Annotated in this window: 17 protein-coding genes and 1 pseudogene; 6 read left to right on the top strand and 12 right to left on the bottom strand. The window is 33.9% G+C overall.

Going from position 1 to position 25,937, the window contains the following annotated elements:
* The first annotated feature begins 108 nt into the window (after window positions 1–108).
* Window positions 109–1,215 carry a UDP-N-acetylglucosamine 2-epimerase (non-hydrolyzing) gene (gene wecB, locus IPN31_07370; GenBank protein ID MBK8681707.1) on the top strand — a complete coding sequence of 369 codons (1,107 nt, stop codon included), beginning with the start codon at window positions 109–111 and terminating at the stop codon, window positions 1,213–1,215.
* Window positions 1,216–1,561: 346 nt separating this feature from the next.
* Here wecB and IPN31_07365 read toward each other — a convergent pair whose 3' ends face one another.
* Window positions 1,562–2,863: a glycosyltransferase family 4 protein gene (locus IPN31_07365; GenBank protein MBK8681706.1), complete on the bottom strand. Its 1,302-nt coding sequence runs from the start codon at window positions 2,861–2,863 to the stop codon at window positions 1,562–1,564.
* 103 nt (window positions 2,864–2,966) lie between these two features.
* On the opposite strand from IPN31_07365, the gene IPN31_07360 reads away from it, so the two are divergent.
* The 4 genes from IPN31_07360 (at window position 2,967) to IPN31_07345 (ending at window position 8,432) form a co-directional block, all read left to right on the top strand.
* Window positions 2,967–3,329, top strand: a complete 363-nt coding sequence (locus tag IPN31_07360; GenBank protein MBK8681705.1) for a hypothetical protein — start codon at window positions 2,967–2,969, stop codon at window positions 3,327–3,329.
* A gap of 50 nt (window positions 3,330–3,379) precedes the next feature.
* The gene (locus tag IPN31_07355; protein MBK8681704.1) at window positions 3,380–4,045 is read left to right on the top strand and encodes a hypothetical protein; all 666 of its coding nucleotides are present in this window, start codon (window positions 3,380–3,382) and stop codon (window positions 4,043–4,045) included.
* Window positions 3,979–5,418 carry a hypothetical protein gene (locus IPN31_07350; protein ID MBK8681703.1) on the top strand — a complete coding sequence of 480 codons (1,440 nt, stop codon included), beginning with the start codon at window positions 3,979–3,981 and terminating at the stop codon, window positions 5,416–5,418. Before IPN31_07355 ends, IPN31_07350 begins: the two co-directional genes overlap by 67 nt.
* A 206-nt stretch (window positions 5,419–5,624) precedes the next feature.
* Window positions 5,625–8,432: a T9SS type A sorting domain-containing protein gene (locus IPN31_07345; protein MBK8681702.1), complete on the top strand. Its 2,808-nt coding sequence runs from the start codon at window positions 5,625–5,627 to the stop codon at window positions 8,430–8,432.
* A 598-nt stretch (window positions 8,433–9,030) separates the two neighbouring features.
* Here IPN31_07345 and IPN31_07340 read toward each other — a convergent pair.
* From IPN31_07340 to IPN31_07315, 6 genes and pseudogenes are all read right to left on the bottom strand, one after another.
* On the bottom strand, window positions 9,031–9,294 hold the full coding sequence (locus IPN31_07340) for a hypothetical protein (GenBank protein ID MBK8681701.1): 264 nt from the start codon (window positions 9,292–9,294) through the stop codon (window positions 9,031–9,033).
* A 31-nt stretch (window positions 9,295–9,325) separates the two neighbouring features.
* Window positions 9,326–10,180, bottom strand: a complete 855-nt coding sequence (locus tag IPN31_07335) for a hypothetical protein (protein MBK8681700.1) — start codon at window positions 10,178–10,180, stop codon at window positions 9,326–9,328.
* Between the two features lie 61 nt (window positions 10,181–10,241).
* Window positions 10,242–11,768 (bottom strand): annotated as a pseudogene (locus IPN31_07330) (aldehyde dehydrogenase family protein).
* Window positions 11,769–11,918: 150 nt separating this feature from the next.
* Window positions 11,919–13,613, bottom strand: coding sequence for a glycosyltransferase family 39 protein (locus IPN31_07325; protein MBK8681699.1), 1,695 nt, complete (start codon window positions 13,611–13,613; stop codon window positions 11,919–11,921).
* A 7-nt stretch (window positions 13,614–13,620) separates the two neighbouring features.
* Window positions 13,621–14,613 (bottom strand): glycosyltransferase family 2 protein, encoded by a 993-nt coding sequence (locus IPN31_07320; GenBank protein MBK8681698.1) that lies wholly within the window; start codon window positions 14,611–14,613, stop codon window positions 13,621–13,623.
* Between the two features lie 396 nt (window positions 14,614–15,009).
* Window positions 15,010–18,018, bottom strand: a complete 3,009-nt coding sequence (locus IPN31_07315) for a M1 family metallopeptidase (GenBank protein ID MBK8681697.1) — start codon at window positions 18,016–18,018, stop codon at window positions 15,010–15,012.
* A gap of 99 nt (window positions 18,019–18,117) precedes the next feature.
* On the opposite strand from IPN31_07315, the gene IPN31_07310 reads away from it, so the two are divergent.
* Window positions 18,118–19,530 (top strand): tetratricopeptide repeat protein, encoded by a 1,413-nt coding sequence (locus IPN31_07310; GenBank protein MBK8681696.1) that lies wholly within the window; start codon window positions 18,118–18,120, stop codon window positions 19,528–19,530.
* Between the two features lie 81 nt (window positions 19,531–19,611).
* On the opposite strand, the gene IPN31_07305 is transcribed toward IPN31_07310, so the two are convergent.
* From IPN31_07305 to IPN31_07285, 5 genes are all read right to left on the bottom strand, one after another.
* Entirely contained in the window at window positions 19,612–20,514 is a 903-nt protein-coding gene (locus IPN31_07305) for a T9SS type A sorting domain-containing protein (GenBank protein MBK8681695.1), read from the bottom strand.
* Between the two features lie 7 nt (window positions 20,515–20,521).
* Entirely contained in the window at window positions 20,522–23,086 is a 2,565-nt protein-coding gene (locus IPN31_07300; protein MBK8681694.1) for a T9SS type A sorting domain-containing protein, read from the bottom strand.
* Between the two features lie 156 nt (window positions 23,087–23,242).
* Window positions 23,243–23,872 carry a fibronectin type III domain-containing protein gene (locus IPN31_07295; GenBank protein MBK8681693.1) on the bottom strand — a complete coding sequence of 210 codons (630 nt, stop codon included), beginning with the start codon at window positions 23,870–23,872 and terminating at the stop codon, window positions 23,243–23,245.
* Between the two features lie 442 nt (window positions 23,873–24,314).
* Complete coding sequence (locus IPN31_07290) at window positions 24,315–25,196, bottom strand: hypothetical protein (protein ID MBK8681692.1); 882 nt, start codon at window positions 25,194–25,196, stop codon at window positions 24,315–24,317.
* A gap of 108 nt (window positions 25,197–25,304) precedes the next feature.
* Window positions 25,305–25,901: a methyltransferase domain-containing protein gene (locus tag IPN31_07285; GenBank protein MBK8681691.1), complete on the bottom strand. Its 597-nt coding sequence runs from the start codon at window positions 25,899–25,901 to the stop codon at window positions 25,305–25,307.
* Between the last annotated feature and the right edge of the window lie 36 nt (window positions 25,902–25,937).

Raw genomic sequence — 25,937 nt, 5'->3', positions numbered from 1 at the left:
ATTTTTAATGTGTGTCAAATTTAAATATTAGATTTTGCAAACACGGAATTTGTTATGTCAACTACATATAAAAGAGAGCAGTAATGCAATATGTATCTTTGGCGCAATATGAAAAAAATACTCATTGTTGTCGGTACTCGTCCAAATTTTATTAAGGTTACCCAATTCAGAAAAGAAGCATTGGCTGCGGGAAATGTCGAAATTAAAATTGTGCATACCGGTCAGCATTACGACCGCAATATGGCAGATGTTTTTTTTGAACAGTTCGATCTTGTTCCCGATTATTTTATGCAAATAGAAAGTGGAACTCCGAATACACAGATGGCGAAAATTATGTTGGCATTAGAGAAATTAATTCTGGAACAATACACTCCTGATTTATTAATTGTGGTGGGTGATGTGAACTCTACTTTTGCAGCAGCTACTACAGCTAATAAAATGCAAATTCCTTTGGCACATCTTGAAAGTGGTTTGCGCAGTTACGACAGAACTATGCCCGAAGAATTTAATCGTTTGGCGGCAGATGAATTAAGTGATTATTATTTTGTAACTGAACAAAGCGGATTAGATAATTTGCTGCGAGATGGAAGAAAAAAAGAACATATTTTTTTTGTTGGAAATACCATGATTGATACGATGGTGGCATTTGAAGAAAAAATTCAAGCTTCGGATATAAAACAACAATTGAAAATAGGTAGTAATGAAGATTTTGTGCTGATGACTATTCATCGTCCATCGAATGTAGATAATATTGAAGGCGCTAAAAAACTATTGAAACTGATTGATTATATCACTGCTATCCAAACATTAATTTTCCCAATGCATCCCCGAACTACAAAACGTTTTGAAGAATATCATTTATTAGAAAAACTCACCACAAATAAAAATTTAATTCTAACAGAACCGCTGGATTATTTTGCATTTCAAAAATTAATTGCAGACTGTAAATATATTTTAACTGACAGTGGCGGCATTCAGGAAGAATCTACTTTCAGAAGAATACCTTGTCTAACTATTCGTCCGAATACAGAACGACCAAGCACTATCGAAATCGGCAGCAATACATTAGTGGAGTGGGATTTTGAATTGCTGAAAAAATATATTGATCAAATTGAATCTGATAAATATAAGCAAGGAGATGTGCCACCATTGTGGGACGGCAAAGCAACCAAACGTATTATTGAAGTGATTGGTGATTTACCAATCGGTGGGTAATTTCTGAACGAGGTACGAAGCAATCTCAAAATTTTTATTTTCCATTTCCCTTTCCCCCCCTTAAAAGGGAGGGAAATAAATTCTTTCTAATTACCAAAAAATAATCAATCGGAGCGTCATTGCGCCTGCCTTCCGGATTTAAGAAGCAATCTCACTCAACATTATTTAATCAAATTATTTTTCTTCCTATCCTAAGATTGCTTCGTCATCCACTGCGTTCCTTCCTCGCAATGACGCACAGAATCGAATTTCGGAGTTATCGTGAAGATTTAAAAAAAGTACTTATTATTTCTGCAAATAATCAATCGGAGCGTCATTGCGAGGTACGAAGCAATCTCATGCAACATCAGAGACTTACCAATCCATGCATAATCTCCGCAAACTTTTTAGCGCCGCCTTTACGAGTGTATTGTTCTATATTTTTTGAATTTACTTGCAATGTATTGTTGCGAAATTTTTGATACATATCAATCAACGCATTTTTCATTGCATGCGCATCCGTGAAATCACAAACATATCCTGCATTACATTCTGTAATAATTTTTGCGGAATCTCCTGTTGAATCGCCAATGCATAATATTGGTCGTTTAGCTGCAAGATATTCAAATAATTTTCCGGGAATAACACCTGCAACATTCGGTGTATCATTCAACGGTAATAATAATACTGTTGACTTAGGCACTTGCTTTACAATTTCAGCATGCGGCATATATTCGATCAATTCCAAATGTGAAAACAATCCATTTTCTTTTATTGATTCAATAACTGCAAAATCATTTTTACCGGTCAACATAATTTTTAAATCATTTTTAAAATCAGAATTTGTTGCGCATAATTCTTTTAATACTTTCCATAAAACATGTGGATTGCGATCTTTATTCATGGAGCCGATATGATGCAACACAAAGCCTGAAAATAATTCTACACTTTCATTTGGAAAATCTGCTTCATCAAATCCATTTGTAATTACTTCCACTTCCTTTCTGCCTAATTCTATAAAATCTTTTGCCCAACTATTACTCACCGTAACAACACAATCTGCATTTTGCAACACTTGTTGTTCCATAAAATGATGTTGCTTATCTGCCCATTTAGATAAATGCAATTGATCATAGAAATCAATATTTGTCCAGGGATCTCTGAAATCTGCAATCCATGGTAACTCGGTTTTTTGTTTTAATGCAAGCGCTATCATGTGCATACTATGTGGTGGTCCGGTTGAAATAATGATATCCACCGGTTTATCAGAAATATATTTTAAAAGAAATTTTACGGATGGTTCTATCCAGAATTTTCTTGCATCCGGAATAAAGAAATTCCCTCTCACCCAAATTGCAAATTTTTCTAAAAACCCGGATTTTTTTGATTCAGAAATAAATCCCTGATTCACGGATTCTGTTTTCTTTTTTCCCAGCAATTTTCTATACGCATCATACGGTTCCCAAACCGGTTGTTTTAATACTTTAATATTTTCGGGAATTTCAGCATGTAATGAACTATCCTGCATTGCCATATCCGGATTTTCGGGAGTATATATCACAGGTTCTATTCCATACTCCCTGAAATATTTTGACATTTTCAACCAACGCTGCACACCAGCGCCACCGGAAGGCGGCCAATAATAAGTGATGATAAGTGCTTTAACTATTTTATCCATACGCTGAACTACTTACAAACTTAAAACTAATCGTGCAATCGGATACTTTGTTCCATGTAAGTTTTAATTTAGCTGCTTCAAATTTGAGTGTAATATGGATAATGCTACAATAAAAAGTCGCCTCATTGATTTCGGAATTGCCGTTGCAGTTTTTCTTACTGTGAGTGTAATTTTCTTTATGCCTGTATTCCAGGGTAAGGTTTTAATACAAAGTGATATCATCAGTTTCAAGGCAATGAGTGAAGAAATTCTGAATTATAATGATACCCATGATGATGTTGCATTATGGACAGGAAGCGGATTCAGCGGTATGCCCACTTATCAAATTCACTTGGGTGATACAGGAAATTTATTTGAAAGAGTACATGATTTTATTGGATTGAATTTACCACGTCCGGCAAATTATATTTTTATTGGATTTTTATTTTTTATATTCTGCTTCGCAGTTTTAAAGTAAATAACTGGATAGCAATTTCCGGTGCCTTGTGTTATGGTTTGGGAACGTACATGATTTCATTTATAGAAGCAGGACATAATTCGAAAGTGAATGCATTAGTACTTGCACCAATTGTATTTGCAGGAATAAATTATTTATTCAGAGATAAATTATGGTTGGGAATTTCATTGGCATTATTAGGAATGTGTTTGGAAATAACTGCCAATCACGTACAGATATCTTACTACTTATTTTTTATAATCGGCTTTTGGTTTTTATCTGAATTATATTATGCAATTAAAGAAAAAACATTGCCGAAATTTTTGCGCACTTTGGGCATATTTGCAGGCATCACAATTATTGCACTTGTGGTAAATGCATCCCGATTATTAACTACGTATGAATACAGTAAAGAAACAATTCGTGGTGGTTCAGAATTAACGGAGCACAACGAAAATTATACAAATGAAGGGTTGGATAAAGATTATGTGTTTGCATGGAGTTATGGAGTTGGTGAATCACTCACATTAATGTATCCAAGTTTTGCCGGACAGGCTTCATCAAAATCTTTTTTAGAAAATCCGGAAAGTAAAACCATGTTGTATATGCAAGGGCTTGCTGCACGCAATCAAAATAAAGCGCAACAACTGCAACAACTCACTTCAAAATATTGGGGAAATTACCTTTCACCAGTGGTCCTGTTTACGTTGGTGCTATTATTTGTTTCTTGTTTTTAATAGCTGTTTTTCTTGCGGAAGGTCGTTTGCGCTGGTGGTTAATTGCGGCCACTATTCTATCTCTTTTTCTTGGATGGGGAAAGAACTTTCCGGCATTTAATGATGCGATGTTTAATTATTTTCCACTGTATAATAAATTCAGAACCGTAATGATGGCATTGATAATTGCATGTCTTGCAATGCCTCTGCTTGCTTTTATTATGCTCGATAAATTATTGCGTAAAGAAAATGTAATTCCGGATCTGCAAAAAATTACAGGATTAAAATATGCGGCAATTGCGGCCGGTGTAATCAGCATTTTTGTGTTAGTACCTACATTACTATTTAATATGACAAGTCCACGTGAATTAGAATTGATGGCACAAAACTCCGGTGATACAGATTTAAGCGGACTCATCGCTGCATTAAAACAGGACCGTATAAGTATGATAAGAATGGATGGTGTGCGCACATTATTTTTTATTGGTATTGCAGCTGCGATGATATGGTTTTATATAAAAAATAAAATAAATAAAATCTGGGTAATTGCTGTTATCGGAATTTTATCTGTAGTTGATTTATGGACAACAGGTCGCACTTATTTAACCGATGAAAATTATGGTGATAGTAATTATTATGAGCAATACTTTTTATCGCAGATGCCGAAAATAAATGATGCAGATCCAAACTTCCGTGTGTTTAATACAACACGACGATTAGATCAGGATGGATTTACTTCTTACAGTTATAAAAGTTTAGGTGGATATAATGCAGCTAAACTCGGTCGCTATCAGGATTTAATTGATGGATATATTTCGAAGGGAAATTTACCAGTAATAAATATGCTGAATGCAAAGTATGTAATCAGCAATCGCAATAATAAATTAGTAGTAGAACAAAACCCGGGTGCTTGTGGCAATGCATGGTTTGTGGATTCCATTGTTTTCAGGCAAGGAGCAGATGCAGAATTTAAAGAACTCGAAAATTTGCAGCCATTAAAATTTGCAGTGGTGGATGAGCAATTTAAAAATCAGATTCCTGCAACTACAGTTAATTATGATTCCACTGCATCAATTCAAATGGCAACTTATTCTCCAAATGAAATTACTTACATAAGTAAAAACAATGTGGATGCACCTGCAATTTTTTCAGAAATTTGGTATCGTGGCAATCAGGATTGGAAGGCATATATTGATGGTAATTATGTAGATCATTTTCGTGCAAATTATACATTGCGTGGATTATGGGTTCCGGCGGGTTCACACGAAATCACATTCCGCTTTGAACCTGCATCGTATGTGAAGGGTAGAAAAATTTCTCTTGCCGGTTCTTCAATTATGATTCTGCTTATTTGTGGTGGATTATTTATGGCGTATAGAAAGAATGAATGGTGAATGGTGAGTAGTGAGTGGTGAGTAGTGAGTAGTGAGTAGTGAGTAGTGAGTAGTGAGTAGTGAGTAGTGAGTAGTGAGTAGTGAGTAGTGACAAATCATTTTACCTTTCTATTTTGATTTGATTTTTTTATCAGATAAGTAAATTTTAAAGTGATTTTCATATTTTGTATATTTGAATAATAAATTTTTTTTAACCACCTCATAGAATGCATTTTCCAAAATCATTTTCTTTTCTTCTACTAATCTTTATTTCATGTTATTTTAATATTTCTTCAAATGCCCAAAGAGTAGTATTCATTTCTTCCTATCTTGGTAATTATTGCGATGATGGAATGGATGCTTTAGATGAAGATGTAAAATTATTTCGTGATGTATTTGGCGATGAAGATGACGGTGGCTGGCAGCGATTTACTTTTGATGAAATTGATAGTGCAGCAGAATTTTTAGATAATACTTGTTTGTTGTTTTTAGATGGATTTTGTGATGATGTGGAATTTTTCAATTTCTATGAATTATATAGAACGGATTTGGAAAATTATGTCAACGAAGGAGGAAATTTATATTTAAATTATTCGAGCCATGATTATGATTCCATCTATGATTTTGGATTCGAAGGTGTACATTCAAAACCATTGGCAACTATATATAGTTTTAAATTTCAAGATCATGAAATTTTGGAAGGTCCGGTATTTCCTGTGTCGGGATTATATACTGCGAGATGGGGGGCAGGACCCATTTTAGGCGAAGCAGATTTTTATGGTTTTAATGTAGATACTATTTTAATTGATACTGTTACATATTATCCCGGAGATACTATTTCCAATTTAAGAATCCCTCTTATATCAAAAAATTTTGGAGAAGGAAAAGTTGTTTTTAGTTCTTTTTGGATCTGGCTATGGGATCAAATTCTTCCCAACTATAAAAACTTACGTCGCAATATTTTATATTATTTAAGTGGATGTATGCATGGTGATACAGATATTGGTGTGGTGCATTCTATAAGTCCGCAAGCAAATTGCAATTTAACTGATAGCGAAGAAGTGGCTGTGGTAATTTATAATTTCGGTATGCAAACACAAACATCTGCAACAGTGTGTTATGTTATTGACGATGGTGATATGCATTGCGAAGAAGTGAGTTTTAATTTAGAACCGCAACATAGCGATACTGTTTTTCTTGCTGCTGCTTCTTTTGAAGGTTGTGGTTTTCATACGTTTAAAGCATGGACAATTTTAGAGGGTGATACATTAAATTTTAATGATACATTATTTACCACAATAGAAAATATATGTGCTCCGATTACAACAATTGGTTTACCCGATACTATATGTATTAACAGCGGATTATTAAATGCAGAACCTGAAAAAGGAACAGGTACTTGGAGCGGAATGGGTATTACTGTGGATGGAATTTTTGATCCGATGATTGTGGGTGAAAATAATTTTACAGTAATTAATTATAGTTATGAAATGCCACTTACTTATAACATCAGTACAATTCCATTTGAACAACCTACTTTATTAAATCCGGATACACTTACATTATTTGATACTGATTATGAAGAAGTGCCTATTGGTTTTACATTTAATTATTTTGATAATACTTATGATTCTACATTTATAAGTTCAAATGGATACACAAGTTTTGGTACTCCTCATACTTATTTTCTTCCCGGCTTACCTGATCCTTATGGCATAACAAATTTAGTTGTACTTGCCGGTGCGGATTTAGATCCGGGTTCAATAGGAGATGTAATTATTTCTACTCAAGGCGAAGCACCGTATCGCCAATTTATTTTTCAGTATAATGATGTTCCCTGCGACTATGAATGGGGAATAACTGTAAATGTGAGTGGTATTTTATATGAAACAACTGGTGTAATAGATATTGTAGTAAAACATTTACCACCTGTAGATATATTTGGTATTACACAAGGCATTAGTAATGAACCCGGCACATTTGGAATTGAAACACGAAATTTTAATAATATAAAATGGTTTAGTCATGCATGGACTTTTGGCGCAGAAGATACCGCCTTTCGTTTTACTCCTGAATTTTGCCCACGCATATTTACCGATACTATTTTAGTTACAGGAGATATTGCAGTAAATGTATTAGGAAATGATACTACGTTTTGTCCCGGTGGAAGTTTGCAAATAGGTACGCATTATCCGGGTTCAGAAATACTGTGGAATACGGGAGAAACTTCTCCGCATATTACAATAGAAGAAGCAGGAATTTATACTATACAAATGCATTATGGTCCGGGTGATTGTTATTTATTTGATACAATAACTATTGAATCAATAGAACAAGATGTGTTTGCAAATGTGTTGGGAAATGATACTGTACTTTGCGATGGTGATACTTTGCAACTTGCAATTAATTATTCAGATTCTATTTTTTCTTTTCATTGGAATACAGAAGATACTGCGCAAACAATTATAGTAACTGAAGCAGGAAATTATGCATTGGAAATAGAATATCAATCGGGCTGTTCGCTGTATGATTCTATTGCAATAAATTATAATGCCCCAATATTAATTGAAAGCACAACCACACCCTCACCCGATGATGGTGCGGGTGGAAGTATAACTATTAATGTAAGTGGCGGAACAGCACCATACAATTATTTATGGAGCGATGGATTAAGCGGAACAGAAATAGAAAATGTATATCCGGCAACGTATTATCTTACAGTAACAGATGCATTAGGTTGTAGTATTTCAACAACTGTTTCTGTTGGCATCGGCACAGGAATTTTTGATAATGAAAATGCGCAGATAACTATTTATCCAAATCCATTTGATGAAACAATACAGGTGGAATCTTCGATTGCAATTTCAAAAATTGAAATCATAAATGCTACAGGTCAATATGTATTTAGCACAAGTTATAATACAGTTGAAAACACTATTATCCTCAACACAAATTTTCTTACACAAGGAATTTATATTCTAAAAACAAGTATGGTGAATGGGGAGAGTTATACGTTTTTGATAAATAAGATCTGAAAGTAGTGAATGGTGAGTAGTGAAAAAAAATTAACCGCAAAGAACGCCAAGAAAAAAATACGCAAAGAACGCAAAGCATTTAAAAATGGTTGGCGAGGACACCAACCTTGGAGAGTAGAAAAAATTTAACCACATAGAAGAATTATAGAAACATAGAAAAAAATAAAGAATACATGAGAAATATAAATCTATGTGGTTTTATAAAAAGTGAATAATTAAACCACATTATTTTTTATAAAGCTTTCCTTAAACTATATTTCCTATGTAACTATGTAGTAAAAAAACATTTCCTCTTGAATAAGGATTGGCGTGGACGCCAACCATGGATATAATCCGATATTCATTTCATTCGCACATTCTCACATTCTCACATTTGCACATTTGCACATTTGCACATTTTTTTTCATTAGCTAATCGGCTAAGTAACTCATCTGCTAATTCTAAAAAATTCTACTTCGAAATAATCATCTCCTTCGGCATAATATGTTGCAGATTATTTTCTTTCATCCACACTAAAATTGATTTATAAGTATCCAGCCATCCGGGTACATCGTAATTGAAAAAATAATTGTTATGCCACAGAATAGTATGCACACAATTAAAACGATTGTTCTCCAAAAAAATTAATAATATATTCTGTTGATGCTTCCGGAGTTAAATGCATGTAGTGATTAAATGTAGCATCCATTATTGTCAAGGGCACTTCTGTAAAATTGTATGCGCTGCGTTGCTTTACATTATAAGGCTGAAATGGCAAACCAAAATTATTGCGCCATCCTGGAGTTTCCGCAAATGCTAATGTGCTGTCTAATTGAATGCCGCCTTCTTCTATTGCATTAAAGGTGTGTGGTAACTCCATCATCAAAAAATGATTTCTGTTTATCGGTTCTGCTTTATCTTTTTAGCAATTGCAATTCATTGCTATAACTTTTAGTGGAATAACTTTTATGCAAACCATTTACACAATCATTTTCTTTTACCGCAATTAATAATTGTTGTACTTCTTTTTTCTCCAACACATAATCTGCATTTGGAATACGCAGTGCATATTTGTTGCGATGTATTAACCAGAAAAATGTACTCTTCACATCATACGCATTTTCCAATTGCATAATTTTATCAAACAACATATAATCAGGAGTTTGAAAATAATGATGCATCATCAGTTGCAACAATTTTCCTATTTGTCCTTTGCGCAACAATGGTTTTGCATTCTCCCGCAATGCGCCGTAAAGTGTATCAATATCATGCGTAAGAAATACTCTTGAAGGAATGGTTTGTTTAGAAACTTGCGTATTTATTTTCTTGGTATTGTTATACAGCAAATCAAAATAATCAGCAACCAAATTTTTCTCTACGCAATTAAATGTATGTTGTAAACTTTCTGAAAAAGGAAACCTATGATAACGATCTGCTTTATAATCGGCGTATTCCTGAATACAAGCCAACAAGTAAAAACAAGTACTTAAATAATCGGGTTTGCCGGAAGAAGAATAATGTAAGGGTCCTTTTTTAAAATAGGATTTAAATGCATAATCGCCACTTAAATAACACTTGCTGAAAAAATGTGAAAGTGGTATATCACATGCACCATGTTCTGCAATAATTACAACTGCATCATCCACATCAGAATCCGCATTTAAAAATTTACAGGAGAAACCAATATATCTTCCAAACACTTGCAGAGTGTATGCAATCTCCTGAGATATTTCAGAATGAATTTGAAATTGAATTACAGGTGTGTTCATTGCAAATTAAAAAAAATCTTGTGGCGATTACCACAAGATTTTAAAGTTACATTTCTGTTTATCAGATGTCAAACTTAATACCTTGCGCAAGCGGCATTTCAGTTGAATAATTTATTGTATTTGTCTGTCGCCGCATATAAGCTTTCCATGCATCGCTTCCACTTTCTCTTCCTCCGCCAGTTTCTTTTTCACCACCAAATGCACCACCTATTTCAGCACCTGAAGTTCCGATGTTTACGTTTGCAATTCCGCAATCACTTCCCGCCTGACTTAAAAAATATTCTGACTCTAAAATATTTGTTGTCATGATTGCACTCGACAATCCCTGAGGCACTCCGTTATGCATTGCAATCGCTTCTTCTATTGTATCATAAGACATAATGTATAGTATCGGTGCAAATGTTTCGTGCTGTACAATCTGCATTGTATTTTTTGCTTCTGCAATACATGGTTTTACATAACATCCGCTTTCAAATCCTTCACCCGAAACAACACCACCTTCCACTAACATACTGCCGCCTTCTGCATGTAATTGTTCTATTGCATTTAAATAATCTTCCACTGCTTTTTTATCAATCAGCGGACCCACATGATTATTTTCATCAAGCGGATTTCCAATACGCAATTGTGTGTATGCTTTTACCAAACGATTCTTTACTTCTGCATATAAATCTTTATGAATAATTAATCTGCGTGTACTTGTGCAACGTTGCCCGGCAGTTCCGACAGCACCAAAAACAGCAGCACGAATTGCCATATCCATATCTGCATGTTTGCTAATAATGATTGCATTATTACCACCTAATTCCTGAATAACTCTTCCTAATCTTTCACCAACAATACCACCAATTCTTTTACCCACTTTTGTAGAACCTGTAATTGAAATGAGAGGCACTCTTTTATCTCTCGCCATTTCTTCACCAATTGCTGAATGAGAAATCATTAAACAACTCACACCTTCGGGAACATTATTTTTATGAAAAACATCTGCAACAATTTTCTGAACTGCAATTGCAGATAGAGGCACTTTGAAGAAGGCTTCCAAATACACACATCACCACAAACCCATGCAAGTGCAGCATTCCAACTAAACACTGCAACCGGGAAATTAAATGCAGAAATAACTCCTACAATTCCCAGCGGATGCCATTGCTCATACATTCTGTGCATCGGTCTTTCGCTATGCATGGTAAGTCCATATAATTGGACTTAATCCCACAGCAAAATCACAGATGTCAATCATTTCCTGCACCTCTCCCATTCCTTCCTGCAAACTCTTTCCCATTTCATAACTCACTAATTTTCCTAAAGGCTCTTTGTATTTGCGCAATTGATCCCCTAATTGTCTAACCACTTCACCTCTTTGCGGAGCGGGCACCATGCGCCATTGTAAAAAAGCAGCTTGTGCAGTTTGCATAATCTGCTCATATTCTTCTCTGCTTGCCGAAGTACATGTGGCAATTAATTCACCATCAACAGGAGAAAAAGATTCCAAAGTATGCCCTTCACCGGCCAGCCATTGTGTACCGGTAGAAACACCTTTATTAGTACTTTGAATCCGTAATGCTTTCAGTTCATTACTTATCATACTTAATTTAATTGTCGTATCCATATATTCTATTTTTCGTTATTGCGAAGTTACAAATTCACAACCGCATGGTGTATTGAATAATTCCTTCTGCATGAAATTTTCAACTTTTAAAACACAAATAAATTTAAGTATTAAAAACTCTTTTGGTTAAGGAGTTACAATAAGCTCCAACCATTTCCCATTTGTTCCGAAATAAGGAATATACCAATCAGTAGCAATTGAAAATAACATATCATAACTTCCCGGTTCATAAGGTGCAGTAATTTCTACCTGCAAGTTTTGTATTTCAGGATTATGTATATCAAGTGAATCTGATTTTATAATTTGCTCAGTTACATATTTATTTCCTAAGCGAATATGACATGCAGGATAAAAGTTATAGTCATCACAAATAATACTTTCACTTATACTCAAAGGATTTGGTAAAATAGTGATTGGTACAATAAATTTTTCTCCTGCTTTAACAGTGTAAGTTTTAGTAGTTGTTTCAATAATAATTTTTTGACCTGAACAAAAACTATGTATTTGATACAAATAATAATTGCCATGTAAAGGATCAATTACACTATCACCGGAGTGAAAATCGGTTTTACAAATAAACACTACCGACTTGCCTTGTAATTCTTGTTCTATTTCGCTGTAATCAAATTGTGTGGGATGATAATAAAGATTTGATAGAGAAAAGACTTGATGCGTTTTAATAAGGAATGCATATCGTGCCGGCAATTGAAATGAATTAAAAAATACAAGAGGTTTATCTCCGGCAATTGCATGTGTTTCTTTTGCCCAATTATCCCAATCTCTAAAATGAAAATTTAATGTTTTTGGTAATGGAAGTGTTGTGGCAATATAAATTCTAAAAAGTAAAATCAAAACCAATCCGGCAATGCCACCTCTTATCGCCCACTTACGAAATTGCAGTTTAGATTTTAATGCATCATGACCAATTAATATCAATGGAAATAAAACAGATGCCGACCAATTTCCCAACACATATACTTTAAAACTGAGAAGAATTAAAAATAAATAAATACCGATGGCAGATAATCTCATTGAACGCAAAAATACTGTTGCAGGCTTATGGATAAATAATAATGGTATAATAATCAATCCTACGAAAGGACCAGCCGCAAGAAATTGCCCGGCTATAAAATCAGTAGTCCAATTCCATTTCCAGCTTTCCTGATTTTTACCGGAGAGATGATATTGAAAGGTGCTGAAATTCAAATTATACAATGCTAAAAACCCGGGTAAAAAAGCGATAATAAAAACAAGTAAAGTGATTACACTTTGTTTTTTAAAAACAATTTTGGGATTAGCAATAACTAACATTCCAATTAACATGGCTCCTTGATATTTGCTATACATTACCATTGCCATTGCTAAGCCTAAGAAAACAGCATGCATTACCGATGTTGTTTCAGCATATTTTTTATACGAGAGTAAAAGCAATGCATTTGTCAATGCTAATGGTGCATCAGGTGCTGCCATAAAACCGCCGGCATGCATTAAGGCCATTCCAAATATTAATGCAAAAAATAATACAGCATCTTTTCTATCAGTGCAAAGCCACACAATATAAATTGCAAGTGTACCTGAAAAAACAGTAATCAGACGTACTCCAATTTCTGAATAAGGAAATAAATAATCACCAATAAAAATATATAAACCAATAAGAGGTGCATTGTCCCAATATGCCCATTGCAATTTCCAACTGTAAGTCCAATAATACACTTCGTCGCTATGTAAGTTGGTGAAAATTGCCTGCAACAGATTTATTACAAACCAGAAAATGATTGCAATACTTACTATTCTTTTCTGTGTAAAGTAATTTCTTTTCAAGAATTTACTATTTAACTGTTGTTATCCGTTTAGCTTTTGTAAGTACAGAATATTCTTCCCGAACAATATAAGTTGGCCGACCTTTTATTTCTTCATAAATACGAGAGATATATTCTCCAATTATTCCAAGAATTATAAGCATAATACCACCTATAAAAAAAACAGCAACTGTTAGTGTTGCCACTCCCGGTTGATCTGTACTTGGATAAGTAAATATCGTTATACCAAATAATTTATTGAGTATATATAAAATGCCAATTAAAAAACTGGGAACGGCGAATAAAATTCCAAGATAAGTTGCAAGGCGCAATGGCTTATTTGAAAAGCCAAACCATCCATCTAAAGCTAATGCAAGCAGTTTGCGAAAACCATATTTAGAATTACCGCTTGCACGTTTTGGTCGGGCATAGTTTACTCCAGTTTGATTAAATCCGGTGAATGCTCGTAGTCCACGCAGGAATCTATTTTTCTCAGGAAATTCATAGAGTATAATATCCACTACTTTTCGATCAATCAAACCAAAATCTCCTGTGTGCATTGGAATATAAATTGAACTGCTCTTATTCATCCAATAATAAAAAGTGCGATATCCAAAATTTAAAATTGCATTGCCTTCTCTACTTTCTCTGATTGCATATACCACTTCAAAACCTGCTTTCCATTTTAATATTAAATCTTGAATCACTTCCGGTGGATCTTGCATATCAGCATCCATCATCACAATTGCTTTTCCTCTTGCTGCTGCCATGCCGGCAGAAAGCGCAGGTTGATGACCGAAATTTCGTGAGAGATGAATCACTCTTACAGTTTCATCTGCATCTGCAAATTGATTTAATATTTGGGAAGTATTATCACTTGATCCATCGTTTACAAAAACCAATTCGGAAGTTCCATTCCATGCATTTCGATGCTGGCATATTGCCTTATAAAATTCAGGCAACACTTCTTGCTCATTATAAGCAGGAACAATAATGGATATATCAGGCTGGGAATTAATCACACATCCAAATTATACATTTATAGTTTCAAATTCTACAATTTCAATATTCTTAAATATTTAAATTTCTGCAGTGTTCAAAAATACATTTCGTTTAAATCATCCGGATTTCGAGCAAGCGCACAAATCTAAGATGAGAACTCTGATTATTGAATCCAAAGTGTTTCTATTTTTAACACGCTAATCACTTTCATCTTATTTGGGTATGTAAACTTAAAAAGGAGAGCCGTAAATTATAGATATTATGATGTGAAAAATCATAGAGATATTTTGTGGTTCTTATTTTTAGATAAAACGACTGCTGTTTAAATTAAAAAGAATTTGATAGAATGATGCACGACCGTTCTCCCTTTTTTGAGGGAGGATAAGAGGTGGGTCAAATACATTTTATAGTTTAACTTACAATTTCAATGTTCTTAAATATTCAAACAGATTTAATTTGTTAATATTAATCAGACAACTGATATACTGCGTATAATTTCCTGCATATAAATCCGGTAAATCTTTAGATGCAAACAGTGGGAAATAAATTTCCAATCCATTATCAATTGCTTTAAACATAACGCCGGCATCATATTGAAACGGAGAAATACCATCTATTAAATGTCCGCTGTTAAATCCGAAATCTCCGAAGAATGCAATTGGTGTTTTCGGTACATTCACTACAAGATTCGTTGCAACTAATGCATTATCACTTGTACTTATTCCGGGCTGATAATAAGGTACTTTAAAAAATCCATTACCACGATACATTTGATTACTGAGCAAAGTACCATCTGTATTTCTTGCAAGATAAACAGAGTTGTATGCATAATCATAAGCGCCATTTGTTCCGGCAAGTGTTAGCGCATATCTATCATCTAATTCTTTATTTCCGACAGCAGAAACATATCCTGCAAATACACGAACACTTATTCCTTGTTTGTAATGCGGGAATTTTATTTTCTGAATATATTCAGCAGAGAAATTTAAAAAATCAGAATGTGCAGTTGCATTTACATTTAATAGAAAAGGAAACAATATATTTTTTCTATTTAAAATATATTGCACAGAATGATACCAGTTATCTTCTATAAAATAATATTCAACACCAATACTATCTTGTATATACATTCCGGTATTTTCTCTTATAAAAGCAGATTTTATTTTTATAAATTGTGTAATTGGCGATGTGAATGTTTTTGGTTTTATATCCAAATCCAATTGGGGTTGTAATTTATAATAACTTGCACTTGTCAGGCGATCAGTAGTATAGTGAGCGCCAAATACTGATAGCCTTGCTCTGTTGAAAGTACCTTGCTTCGGATACATATTTATTCCCACAGAACCCTGCCCAACAAGATCGTTGGAATTAAAAGCATACATCGGTGCAAACACATATTCAAACTTCGGTGCAGGAAAAGTACTGTTCCAAATTCCAAGACCTAACATTAATCCATCATTTGCATTTCCACCAATTAATGGTGAATAAGAAATAGTAGAATGATAAGGATTATCCGGTGAAATAAATGGTTTGAAATTTAATGGTTCTACTTTGCGCAAAAAGCCTTTTAATTTACTTGTGTTATTCTCCCGATTATTATCCGGTATAGATTCATTCGCATCAATTCTTACATGCGTAATGTTTTTCCCTTTTGGTATCTGAATAAAAATACTTTGTGTTCCAAGAAATCCCCTTTGCCATTCTGTACGCAAAATACTATCACCATCCATTAATGAAACAGGAAATGGTGCAGCTATATCCGTATTATTTTGAATGCGCACAGCTATTGTTGATTTGCCCACCAAAACATCTTTCACTTTATAATCAAGACTGCGATCGTTTTTTAATAATCCATCAAAAAACCAATTTAAATTTTCGCCGCTTTCACGTTCCAATACTTCCTGCATATCTTCCGGATAAGGATGTTTAAATTTCCAATCTTTATAATATTGCGCCATCACTCTATCGAATTGACTTTGGCCAAAAAAATCAGCGAGATAAGCCATTAGATATGCAGTTTTCATATACACGAGAACACCATAATTTATACTGCCGAATTCTGCTGATGTAATGTCAATAGGTTGTGCTCTGTTCATGCGTTCTAATCCGGCAGTAAGATCCCACGCAAGTTGAATCATATTTTTATTCTTTGAAATTTTAATCAAAGAAAAATTATTTAATCCCAACGCACTTAAGTCCATTCCTTTCCCATAAAATTTATCCAGATAACGATATTCATAATAAGAATTAATGCCTTCATCCATCCAAGCATGATCTCTTTCATTTGTCCCTAAAATTCCATAGAACCAATTATGTCCCACTTCATGTGTAATTACATTATCCAACATACGAGAACTGCCCGATGCACCTATAATAGTTATTGTAGGATATTCCATGCCCGCACCTGCACTTAACGCACCTTCCACTGCCTGCGCAACATTCCATGGATATTCGCCCACCCAATCGGAATAACTAAATACTGAACGATTGATATATTCAATAGAATTTTTCCAAAGGTCTCCTTCAAAATTTGTGAAGTAAGCCCATGTAGTTACACTCCGTTGTGATAAGGGTAATTGTACTTGTCCTTTTAATACATGAAATCTTTTATCTGCAAACCATGCAAAATCATGTGCATCTTTCAGGGTGAAAAGCAAAGTTTTTGTTTCTGTATCCGAAGGCGGAAATGAAAGATCATTTGTATAGGATTCAATCGCACTTGTTTCAATTGCTTTTTGATTTAAAAATTGAATTTCATCCTGCGTTTGTAAATCACCACTTGCAGCAACAATATAATTTTTTGGTACTGTAATAAACACATTAAAATTTCCGAATTCAGAATAAAATTCTCCCTGATTTAAAAACGGAATCGGATGCCATCCTTTGCGATCATACACTGCCGGTTTCGGATACCATTGTGTAATTTGATATGACTGATCGCTATGTCCTAATCTTGAAAAATCTGATGAAGGAATTTTTACCCGAAAAGGAGTTGTAATTACAATTGTTTCTCCGGGTAAAACTGGTGAGCGCATTGTAAGCACACCAATATCCGGATTTGTATCATCTAATTTCCAATCAACGGGAGTTCCATCCACCACAAAATTTAAAGAATCAATAAAGCCCAAATCCGCATTACTTGCTTTCAACATTTTAAAATCATTTGTTTTTGCAAATTCTTTTGCCAAAGCTGTTTCTGTATTCATATATGCATTCGGCCACACATGCATATAAATTTGTCGCAAAGTATCGGGTGAATTATTGGTGTATTTAATAATAATATTTCCCGTAATTAGATGATTGACATCGTTTAAAGCCACATGAATTTCATAATCCACATTTTGCTGCCAATAACTTGGTGTTTGCGCAATTGCAATAGGCAGTAAATTGAACCCCAAAACAAGAATAAAAATATATTTAAGCATAATAAAAAACCATTTTACAATAGCAGGCGAAGTTAATAAGAATGAGCGGGAACTGATTTTACCATATTATCCGTTGTTAAACTTTAAATTTGTACATATATGCTAAAGCCGGATTTTGATGACCATGCTGAAGAAGCTGACTTAGTTGAGTTGATTGAACTATTTGAGCGTTTTGTTGAAACAAAGGAGCAACATTATTTTGATGAAGAATCATTAGAGCGCATTCTTGAGTTTTATGAGATGCGGAATGATTTTGAAAAAATGGAAATGGTAGCAGATTATGCTATCGAACAAAACCCTTACTCTTCGGAATTTCTTATTCGCAAAGCAGAATTACAATTACAAAAAAAAGATTATAAAGCTTGTCTGGAATGGTTGGATAAAGCCATTATTCTCGACAGTCATGATATTGATATTTATTTGATAAAAAGCGATGTATTTATTGAAACAAATCAGATAGATGGCGCACAGGAAATTTTAGAGCAGGCATTGCAAATGGTGGATACGGATGAACACGATGTTATCTATGCGCAGTTGAGTGATATTTTTGAAATGAAAGAAGATTTCGAATCAGCTTATGATGCATTATCAAAAGCACTTACATTAAATCCAAAAAGTGAAGATGCGTTGCAAAAAACTGCGCATATTGTAGAGATGACAGATAAGTTTGATGAGAGTATAAAACTGCATTCAGAAATCATTGAAAAAGATCCTTATTTATGGTTAGCATGGTATAATCTCGGTCGTGCTTATACCGGTGTGGGTTTATATGAAAAAGCGTTGGATGCATTTGAATTTGTAAATGCAATTAATGAAGATTATGATCTTGCTTATCGTGAAGCAGCAGATGTACATTATCGCAAAGAAGAATTTGAAAAAGCAATTCAGATGTTTGAAACTGCGCATGATAAAAGTGGTGGTTTTGAAGATTATAGTTTTCGTATTGGCTTGTGTTATGAAAGAAATGATAATTTAAAAGAAGCGAGATTTCATTATCGCAAAGCTGTGCGTTTAGATCCTTTTTTGGATGAAGCTTTTTTTAGAATTGGCGAAACATATCGCACTGAAGAAAGATTTGAAGCAGCGATTGTGAATTATAAAAAAGCATTGAAGATTGACGAGGATAATGAATTTTATTTATCTGCACTTATCCGTTTGTATCATAAGTTAGATCGTGAGGTTGATGCATTATCCTATCAACGCAGATTGGTAAATAGTCGCAGTGAAATACCAAGTTATTGGATTGATTTAATTCAATTATTATATGCACAAGAAGAATATGCCGAAGCTTTAGAATTAACTAATGATGCATTAACCCGTTGCGGTACTTATGTAGAATTTTATTATCTGCAAAGTATGTTGCTTTGGAAAACAGGTAAGCAAAAAGAAAGCATGAGTGTATTAGAACATGCGTTAGCCACCGACTTCAAACATCATTCAATACTACTTGAAGTGGATGATGCATTTTTCCATCTTGATCAGGTAATGGAGTTGGTGGAGATTTATAAATAGTGAGTAGTGAGTAGTGAGTAGTGAGTAAAAAAATAATAAATTTTATTTATCTCGGAACTTGAAACTCCAAACTTAATTTTTTCAATTACCAATAGATACTTTCCTTGTTATACTTTGTGTGGATGTTGTAATACGGACAACATAAATTCCGGGTAAACAATTAGGTGAAATTGAAGAATAGGTTTCACTAATTATTCCTGAATAAATTATTCTACCTGCCAAATCAAATAGGGTTATTTCAGAACCAAGATCTTCCGATGGTAAATGATAATAAATGGTATTACCAAAACTATAAATACTGTAAAGCGGATTATTATTTTCTATATCTACATACGTTTCTAAACTGCCTGCTGCTATAGGATGATTTGGTTGAGATTCATACGCATAATCATGAATTATTAATGTGTGACCGGTGTCTATAACACTACATCTTATCCAGCCATGATGATATAAACTATCATCATCAATAAAACGTACTCCGATAAAATGTTCTATTTTTTCTGGAAACCAGAGACCGCCATCCCAAGTTGTCCATCCTAACCATGGAGAATAATAATAATCAGCAAAAGCCATTCGTTGAAACCCATAATTTTGGAAATGTAAAGCAGGTGGTGTAATTAAAGCACCTTCCTCAAGTGCATAGGGAAAATATACGTAAAATGAACCAGCATAAGATCCACCGTATGTTTTTCGGCTACCCGCAATTAAATTTAATGGAGTATATACTGGACCTGCCAAAATTCTTTCATATCTAAAACTTGTATGATATAATGTAGAATAATTTGAGAATACGGTGTTTTTAAATGCAAAATCATAAGTGCCATCATTATCCATATCAATACCTATTACACCACCCGAATATTCTAACACAGCATCTGGTTCTATATCCGTATAAATAACTTGGCCTTGTAATGATGCGGATACTGCTATAAAGGATAAGCTAAGTGCAGAATACTCCTTAATGTTGAATTTATTATTTTTCATCACTAACTTATATTTTAATTAAGGATTTATAATAAATTGAATTATTATTTGTAAATGTAATCTGATAAATACCGGGTGGTAATTCACTTATATCTATTGGCGAAAGTGGTATAATACTAATTTTTTTAATAAATACTCCGGAAACTGTTGATATTTTAATATCCCATTCAGTCGATTCATACTCTCCCGGATGTGTAGTAAAAAAATAAAAATAATTACTCGATGGATTAGGATAAACAATTAGTTTATCCTGATTTTCAGCATTAAGCTTTGCACCGCCGGGGGGATAGGAATGTGATTGAATTGGCACTTTAAAATAACCCATAGAATAGGAAGGAGCTGTTAGGCACAGATTAGCTCCGACAGTGCTATCGCATTCAGGTATATTTATCATTGTATCTAAATGCGTTATACCCAATGGGAAAGGATTCGTGGAATAACATGCATTAATATCGAACAAGGTATTTTTTCCTTTGCCAGAGGTGGAATATGGTTTTAACCCCTGCATATAATAAATAGTTGCCGTATCTGCATCCACCCAATCACTACCCGGGAATAAATCCGGTAACTCGGTTGTACTTAATTTATAATTCTGAGAATTGCCTTTTACATTGCTGTAAAAAATATATAAATTTTCCTTAGCAGGATCCATAAATACAGTAGGATTCAGATTACGTTCCTTTTTATTCAATGCAAAAAAGGAAGGTACATATTTTAAATTTTCTTTTACAATTACACTCAGTAATTCGAAACTATAATGTGTTGTACGTTTTACATAATAATTTCGAAATGCAGTATCTGAAGTTGAGAGATTATAAGGAAATACATATTTACCCAAAGAATCTAACTCCTCTCTATTGGCTGGTGAAATAAAATCTGTTCCAGAACCTCCTGCATAATTTTGCCAAGTCGTATATGTAAAAAAATTGGTTCTGTAGCCTGTAGTAAAATTCAGTTTAATATTTTTTAAATACCATTCTTGAAAAACCATAGAATGCTGCCATGTTTGCGTTATAGCATTTATTTTATCATTAATAGAATCATTCACACCTTTTATATTAGTTTTTAAATTACATTCTGTAACCCAAAGATTTTTGGCAATTGGACCGCTCAGGTTAAAATTTAATACGGTATTATGTTCATTGTAGCTTTCTAAATATTTCGTTTTAATCAGACTTTGAAAATTCAAACCTATACTGTCAAACGCATTGTATAATCTTGGATCGTACATTCCATATAGCCAATAGTCGTTGGTGCTATCGGAATCTCCCAAATTGCATGAGTAATTTGCATATAAATTATTACTCATTAGATCACCCCAGTTGTTCTCTGCATCATAATAAGGATGTAAAATCACTGCATCAAAATTATATCTGCTGCCGCCACTTATCGTAATGGTATTATCACTATAATGCGCCCGCAGGCTGTCGTTCCAGCTACATCCCTCTCGTGGTCCATCATCCGCAGGCATTCGAAATGCAAAATCTCCCGGTAAATTCTCCGCAGGTATCCCCACTTTACAACTAAAAGAGGATATGGCTTTAAACTGATAGAAAAAATCATGGTCGGATTGCATAGTAGTACTTAAGACGGAATCCCATGCCCCTGACTCACCTTTCAGGAAACTGTAGTATTCATTAAAACAATCCCAACCCATCATACTAACACTCCATTTTGCACCCACTTCATTGCCAAATTCTACTCCAACTACATTCACATTGTGTATGCTGTTGCTGCGCATATATTCCACTATTTGCTTACATACACTTGCTGGTTCACTTATTATGTTTAGACAAACAATTACATCTACCACATGACCCGGGTTGTCTGTCTCTATTTTCTCAACTAAGGTTATAAAGTCATCAATATAACGATGGGTAGATGACAAATCCAATTGGTTTGTCCATTTACCGAATAAACTTTCAAAGTTTGAAACTTCACTTTCGTTTATCCAAAGTTCTAAAGAGTCACGGTTATCATCAAGTACATCCCCTAAAGCAGCAAAATCTACTACCGGAAAATCTGTAACCCCATCTGTATTATCGTAGTATTTTATCATTTCCAGAGGGTTATAACCATAACCCGGTCCATCAAGCAAATGCATAAATTTATTGTTAGCTCCGGAAGGAAATCTTAAGACTTTTGGTGCAAGTTCACTAAGCCAGTTCCACTGATCCATTGCACTGGAATCATTTGGTATTGTATTATTATCAAACGCACCTCCTATATGAAGACCATGTTGTCCCATAGCTACATTTTTAAGCATAGCCCTGGGTTGTATTAATATGTTGTTATTTGGCGGCGGAACAATTAATTGATAGTTAATAATGTTTGTTCCCTTATTGTAATTTCCTGATTCAATGTTATTGTTTAAACGCATGGCTTCTTCAGTGCCTATACTATCATCAATAATAAAAATAATATCCTTTCCATCCGTGTAACTGCTATCGCTATTTAAAATTATTTCTTCCCATTCGGAGTCATCATCTGTTTGCGCATTTGAAATATTAATAATAGAAGTAAATAAAATAAATAAAAAAATTCGGATAGTAGAGATGTAAAAAGATTTCATATTGGATGGATTTAGATTAAATGAATTATTCAAATTTATATTCTTTTATTATTAACTCCAACTATTTTTATATTATCTGGTTACCGCATTACATCCCCCAAAAAAAAGAGGAACCACCTCTCGGTAGTCCCTCTAAGGGACAAGACAAAAGAAATTTTAAGGCACATAAATAACAGCCGGATCGCTCCAGCCGCCTTTGCCTTGTGCATTGTTACCTGCCACTTCTATCCACACTTGTTGGCCTTTGGTAAGTCCTGTTAAAGTGTACTTACTTTTTGTGGGACTTTCCGGTGCATTTTGCCAACTTGGTGTATTTATGTCTCCGTAAGTATAACGAATACTGTAAGACACTACCACCTTAAGTTGCGGATGCCAATGTATATCCACTTCGCCTTCATCGTCGCCTTGTGTAAGGCTTACATCCGACACTTTTGCCGGTGTTGGTTTTGGACTACGTTCGTCCCTTATAGGCATATTCGCACTTGTAATTATATCGGGATCACCGTTAGCTACATTGTCCACATAGCTGCCTTCCTGTGTCAATATAATTTTAAGGTCGGCAATGGCATTATTTGCCTGAATTGTGGCATTTTCACTTTGCTGCCTTCTATTGTTTGCATTATTCAATTTTGATTGCGCTGCTGTTTTAGCAGCGGTCAGATCAACAATGGAGGGATTTGGAGTAGTGAAATTTGCATTGCCTGTCATCCCAGCGATAATAGTTTCTGCAAAAGCAATTATCTCCTCATTGGTAAGAGTACTTAACTCTAATTTTACTTTAGCCATTTTTTTATTTTTTTGGTAATGAACTGAATAATCAAACTTATTTCATAGTTTAAAAACCACCATTAAAGAGTAAGCCAAATAGTGACTAAAAATATAACCCATTGAAAACGAATAAATTAAATGATTATTTACTCAAACAAATGCCTTTTTGAGAGTCAGAAAATGATTTTCTTACGGAAGAAAATGGTTTTTTAAGGAAGGAAATTGTTTTTTTAGGGAAGGAAATAATTTTATTAGGGAAAGAACTGATCTTCTTCCGGAAGCTTGCCATGTTCTTACATAATCCGGAGGTTTTCTTCCGGAAGAAAACCTCCGGCTTCCCTAATTCGATGAGTTTCTTCCGGTAGAAAGTTTCCGGCTTACGATAATAATTTACTTAATTACCGAAGTCCGACAGATTTTCTGAAGAAAACTAATTGTTTTGTGGGATTGCAATTGGTTTTTATAAAGGAAATCCAAATGTATCTTCATATACCTTTTGATAAATTGTTTCCAACTGATGATTTACTTCGCTAAAAGATATTGCTTCTATTGGAATATTTAATTGAAACTCCCGAATGGTATCCATAATATTTTCCCTTCTATTTTTTATAGCATCTTCTCTCTTTAGAAATGAGATTTGCTTATTTTGTTCTTCATAAAACTTTTCAAACGATTGAATTAGGCATTGGCAATAAAACTCTGGAAAATCAAATTCATTTGGTTTAATTAAGGAAGTAATTTGTACTTCTGTAGGAATTCGGTCATAGTACATAATTTTATACTGATCAAGGGCAGTTTGCACATCTGCAATATATCTTTTGTGATGTGATGCAAGGTTTAGATAATTTAATTTTATTTTAACAAACTCACTTCGCCCCTTAAGTGTATCGAAGTTTTTTGTAGAGTACATTATGTAAATGCTTTCACATGTTTGAATAGCCTGAGCAATTACTTGTTGAGGAATATAATTGAAGTTTTTAATAGCATCTTGGTTCTCCCTTTCATTTTGCTCCAAATAAGGTAATAATTTAGTTTCATTTTCGAAACCTAATGTGGTTGTCATTTCATTTTTGCCAGTGTTTTCTGTAGAAATCTTAAAAACATCGTCAAATGAAATTTTCTCATTCAGTGTTTCTTTAGAAATAGTTTTAGTTGATGAAGTAGTATTTGTTTGATTTTGCTTTTTATGAAATAACCTTTTAAATACTGGAGGCAGAATTAATAACCCTGCAACGAAACACAAAGTTGCAACTAAATTATCCCCATTTGCAAAACCACCTAAGCTTAAAATAATAAGAAATAGACCAAGTACCCAGATAAAAAATCTTTGTATTTTCTTCATATTTATTATTTAAAGATATGGGTTCATTAATTAATTGGTAACTCCTAAAAATACAAAAAACCACTTTTTTATTCTGAAAGACTACGCACTTCTTTCCACTAAATAAAATCAAGAACTTTTTGAAAGTCCTCTCTTCTCCAAATACATAAATAATTCAGTGCCCATTCTCGGACCTATGGAATTATAACATGGTGCAAATATTTTAAAGCGAAACCAGGGTTTAAAAATCGGTCTGTATTCTTCTTCTGTTCCACCGAATGGTGGTCCGTCTTTATCAAATTCTACATTAAATAATAAGCCAACTAATTTGCCGGATGCTGCTAATAAGTTGTACATTTTTTTTACATAGTTTTCTCTTTGTGAAGGATGCAATGCACAAAAAAATGTTTGTTCAAAAATTAAATTGTAAGTGCCTTCATGTGCAAAGAAATCTTCATTTAAAATTTTAATACAATTATTTCCAGCAAATTTTTTCTGCAATCTGTTTACAGCTACTTCCGAAATATCTACGAGTGTGATATTGGTAAAACCTTTTTGCAATAAATATTCGGCTTCGTGTGCATTACCACAGCCGGGTATCAGAATTTTTATTGCTTTGTTTTCTAAATGGTCAATAAATGATTTTATTGGCGGTGATACCTGACCCAAATCCCAACCTGTATTTTCATCTAAATAGCGTTGGTTCCAAAAATGTGCATCTAACATAATTGTAAATATATCATTCTAAAATGCATTGTTTGA

Source organism: Bacteroidota bacterium (genome assembly GCA_016715425.1).
GTDB lineage: Bacteria > Bacteroidota > Bacteroidia > Chitinophagales > BACL12 > JADKAC01.
This window is presented reverse-complemented; position numbering and strand designations above follow the sequence as displayed.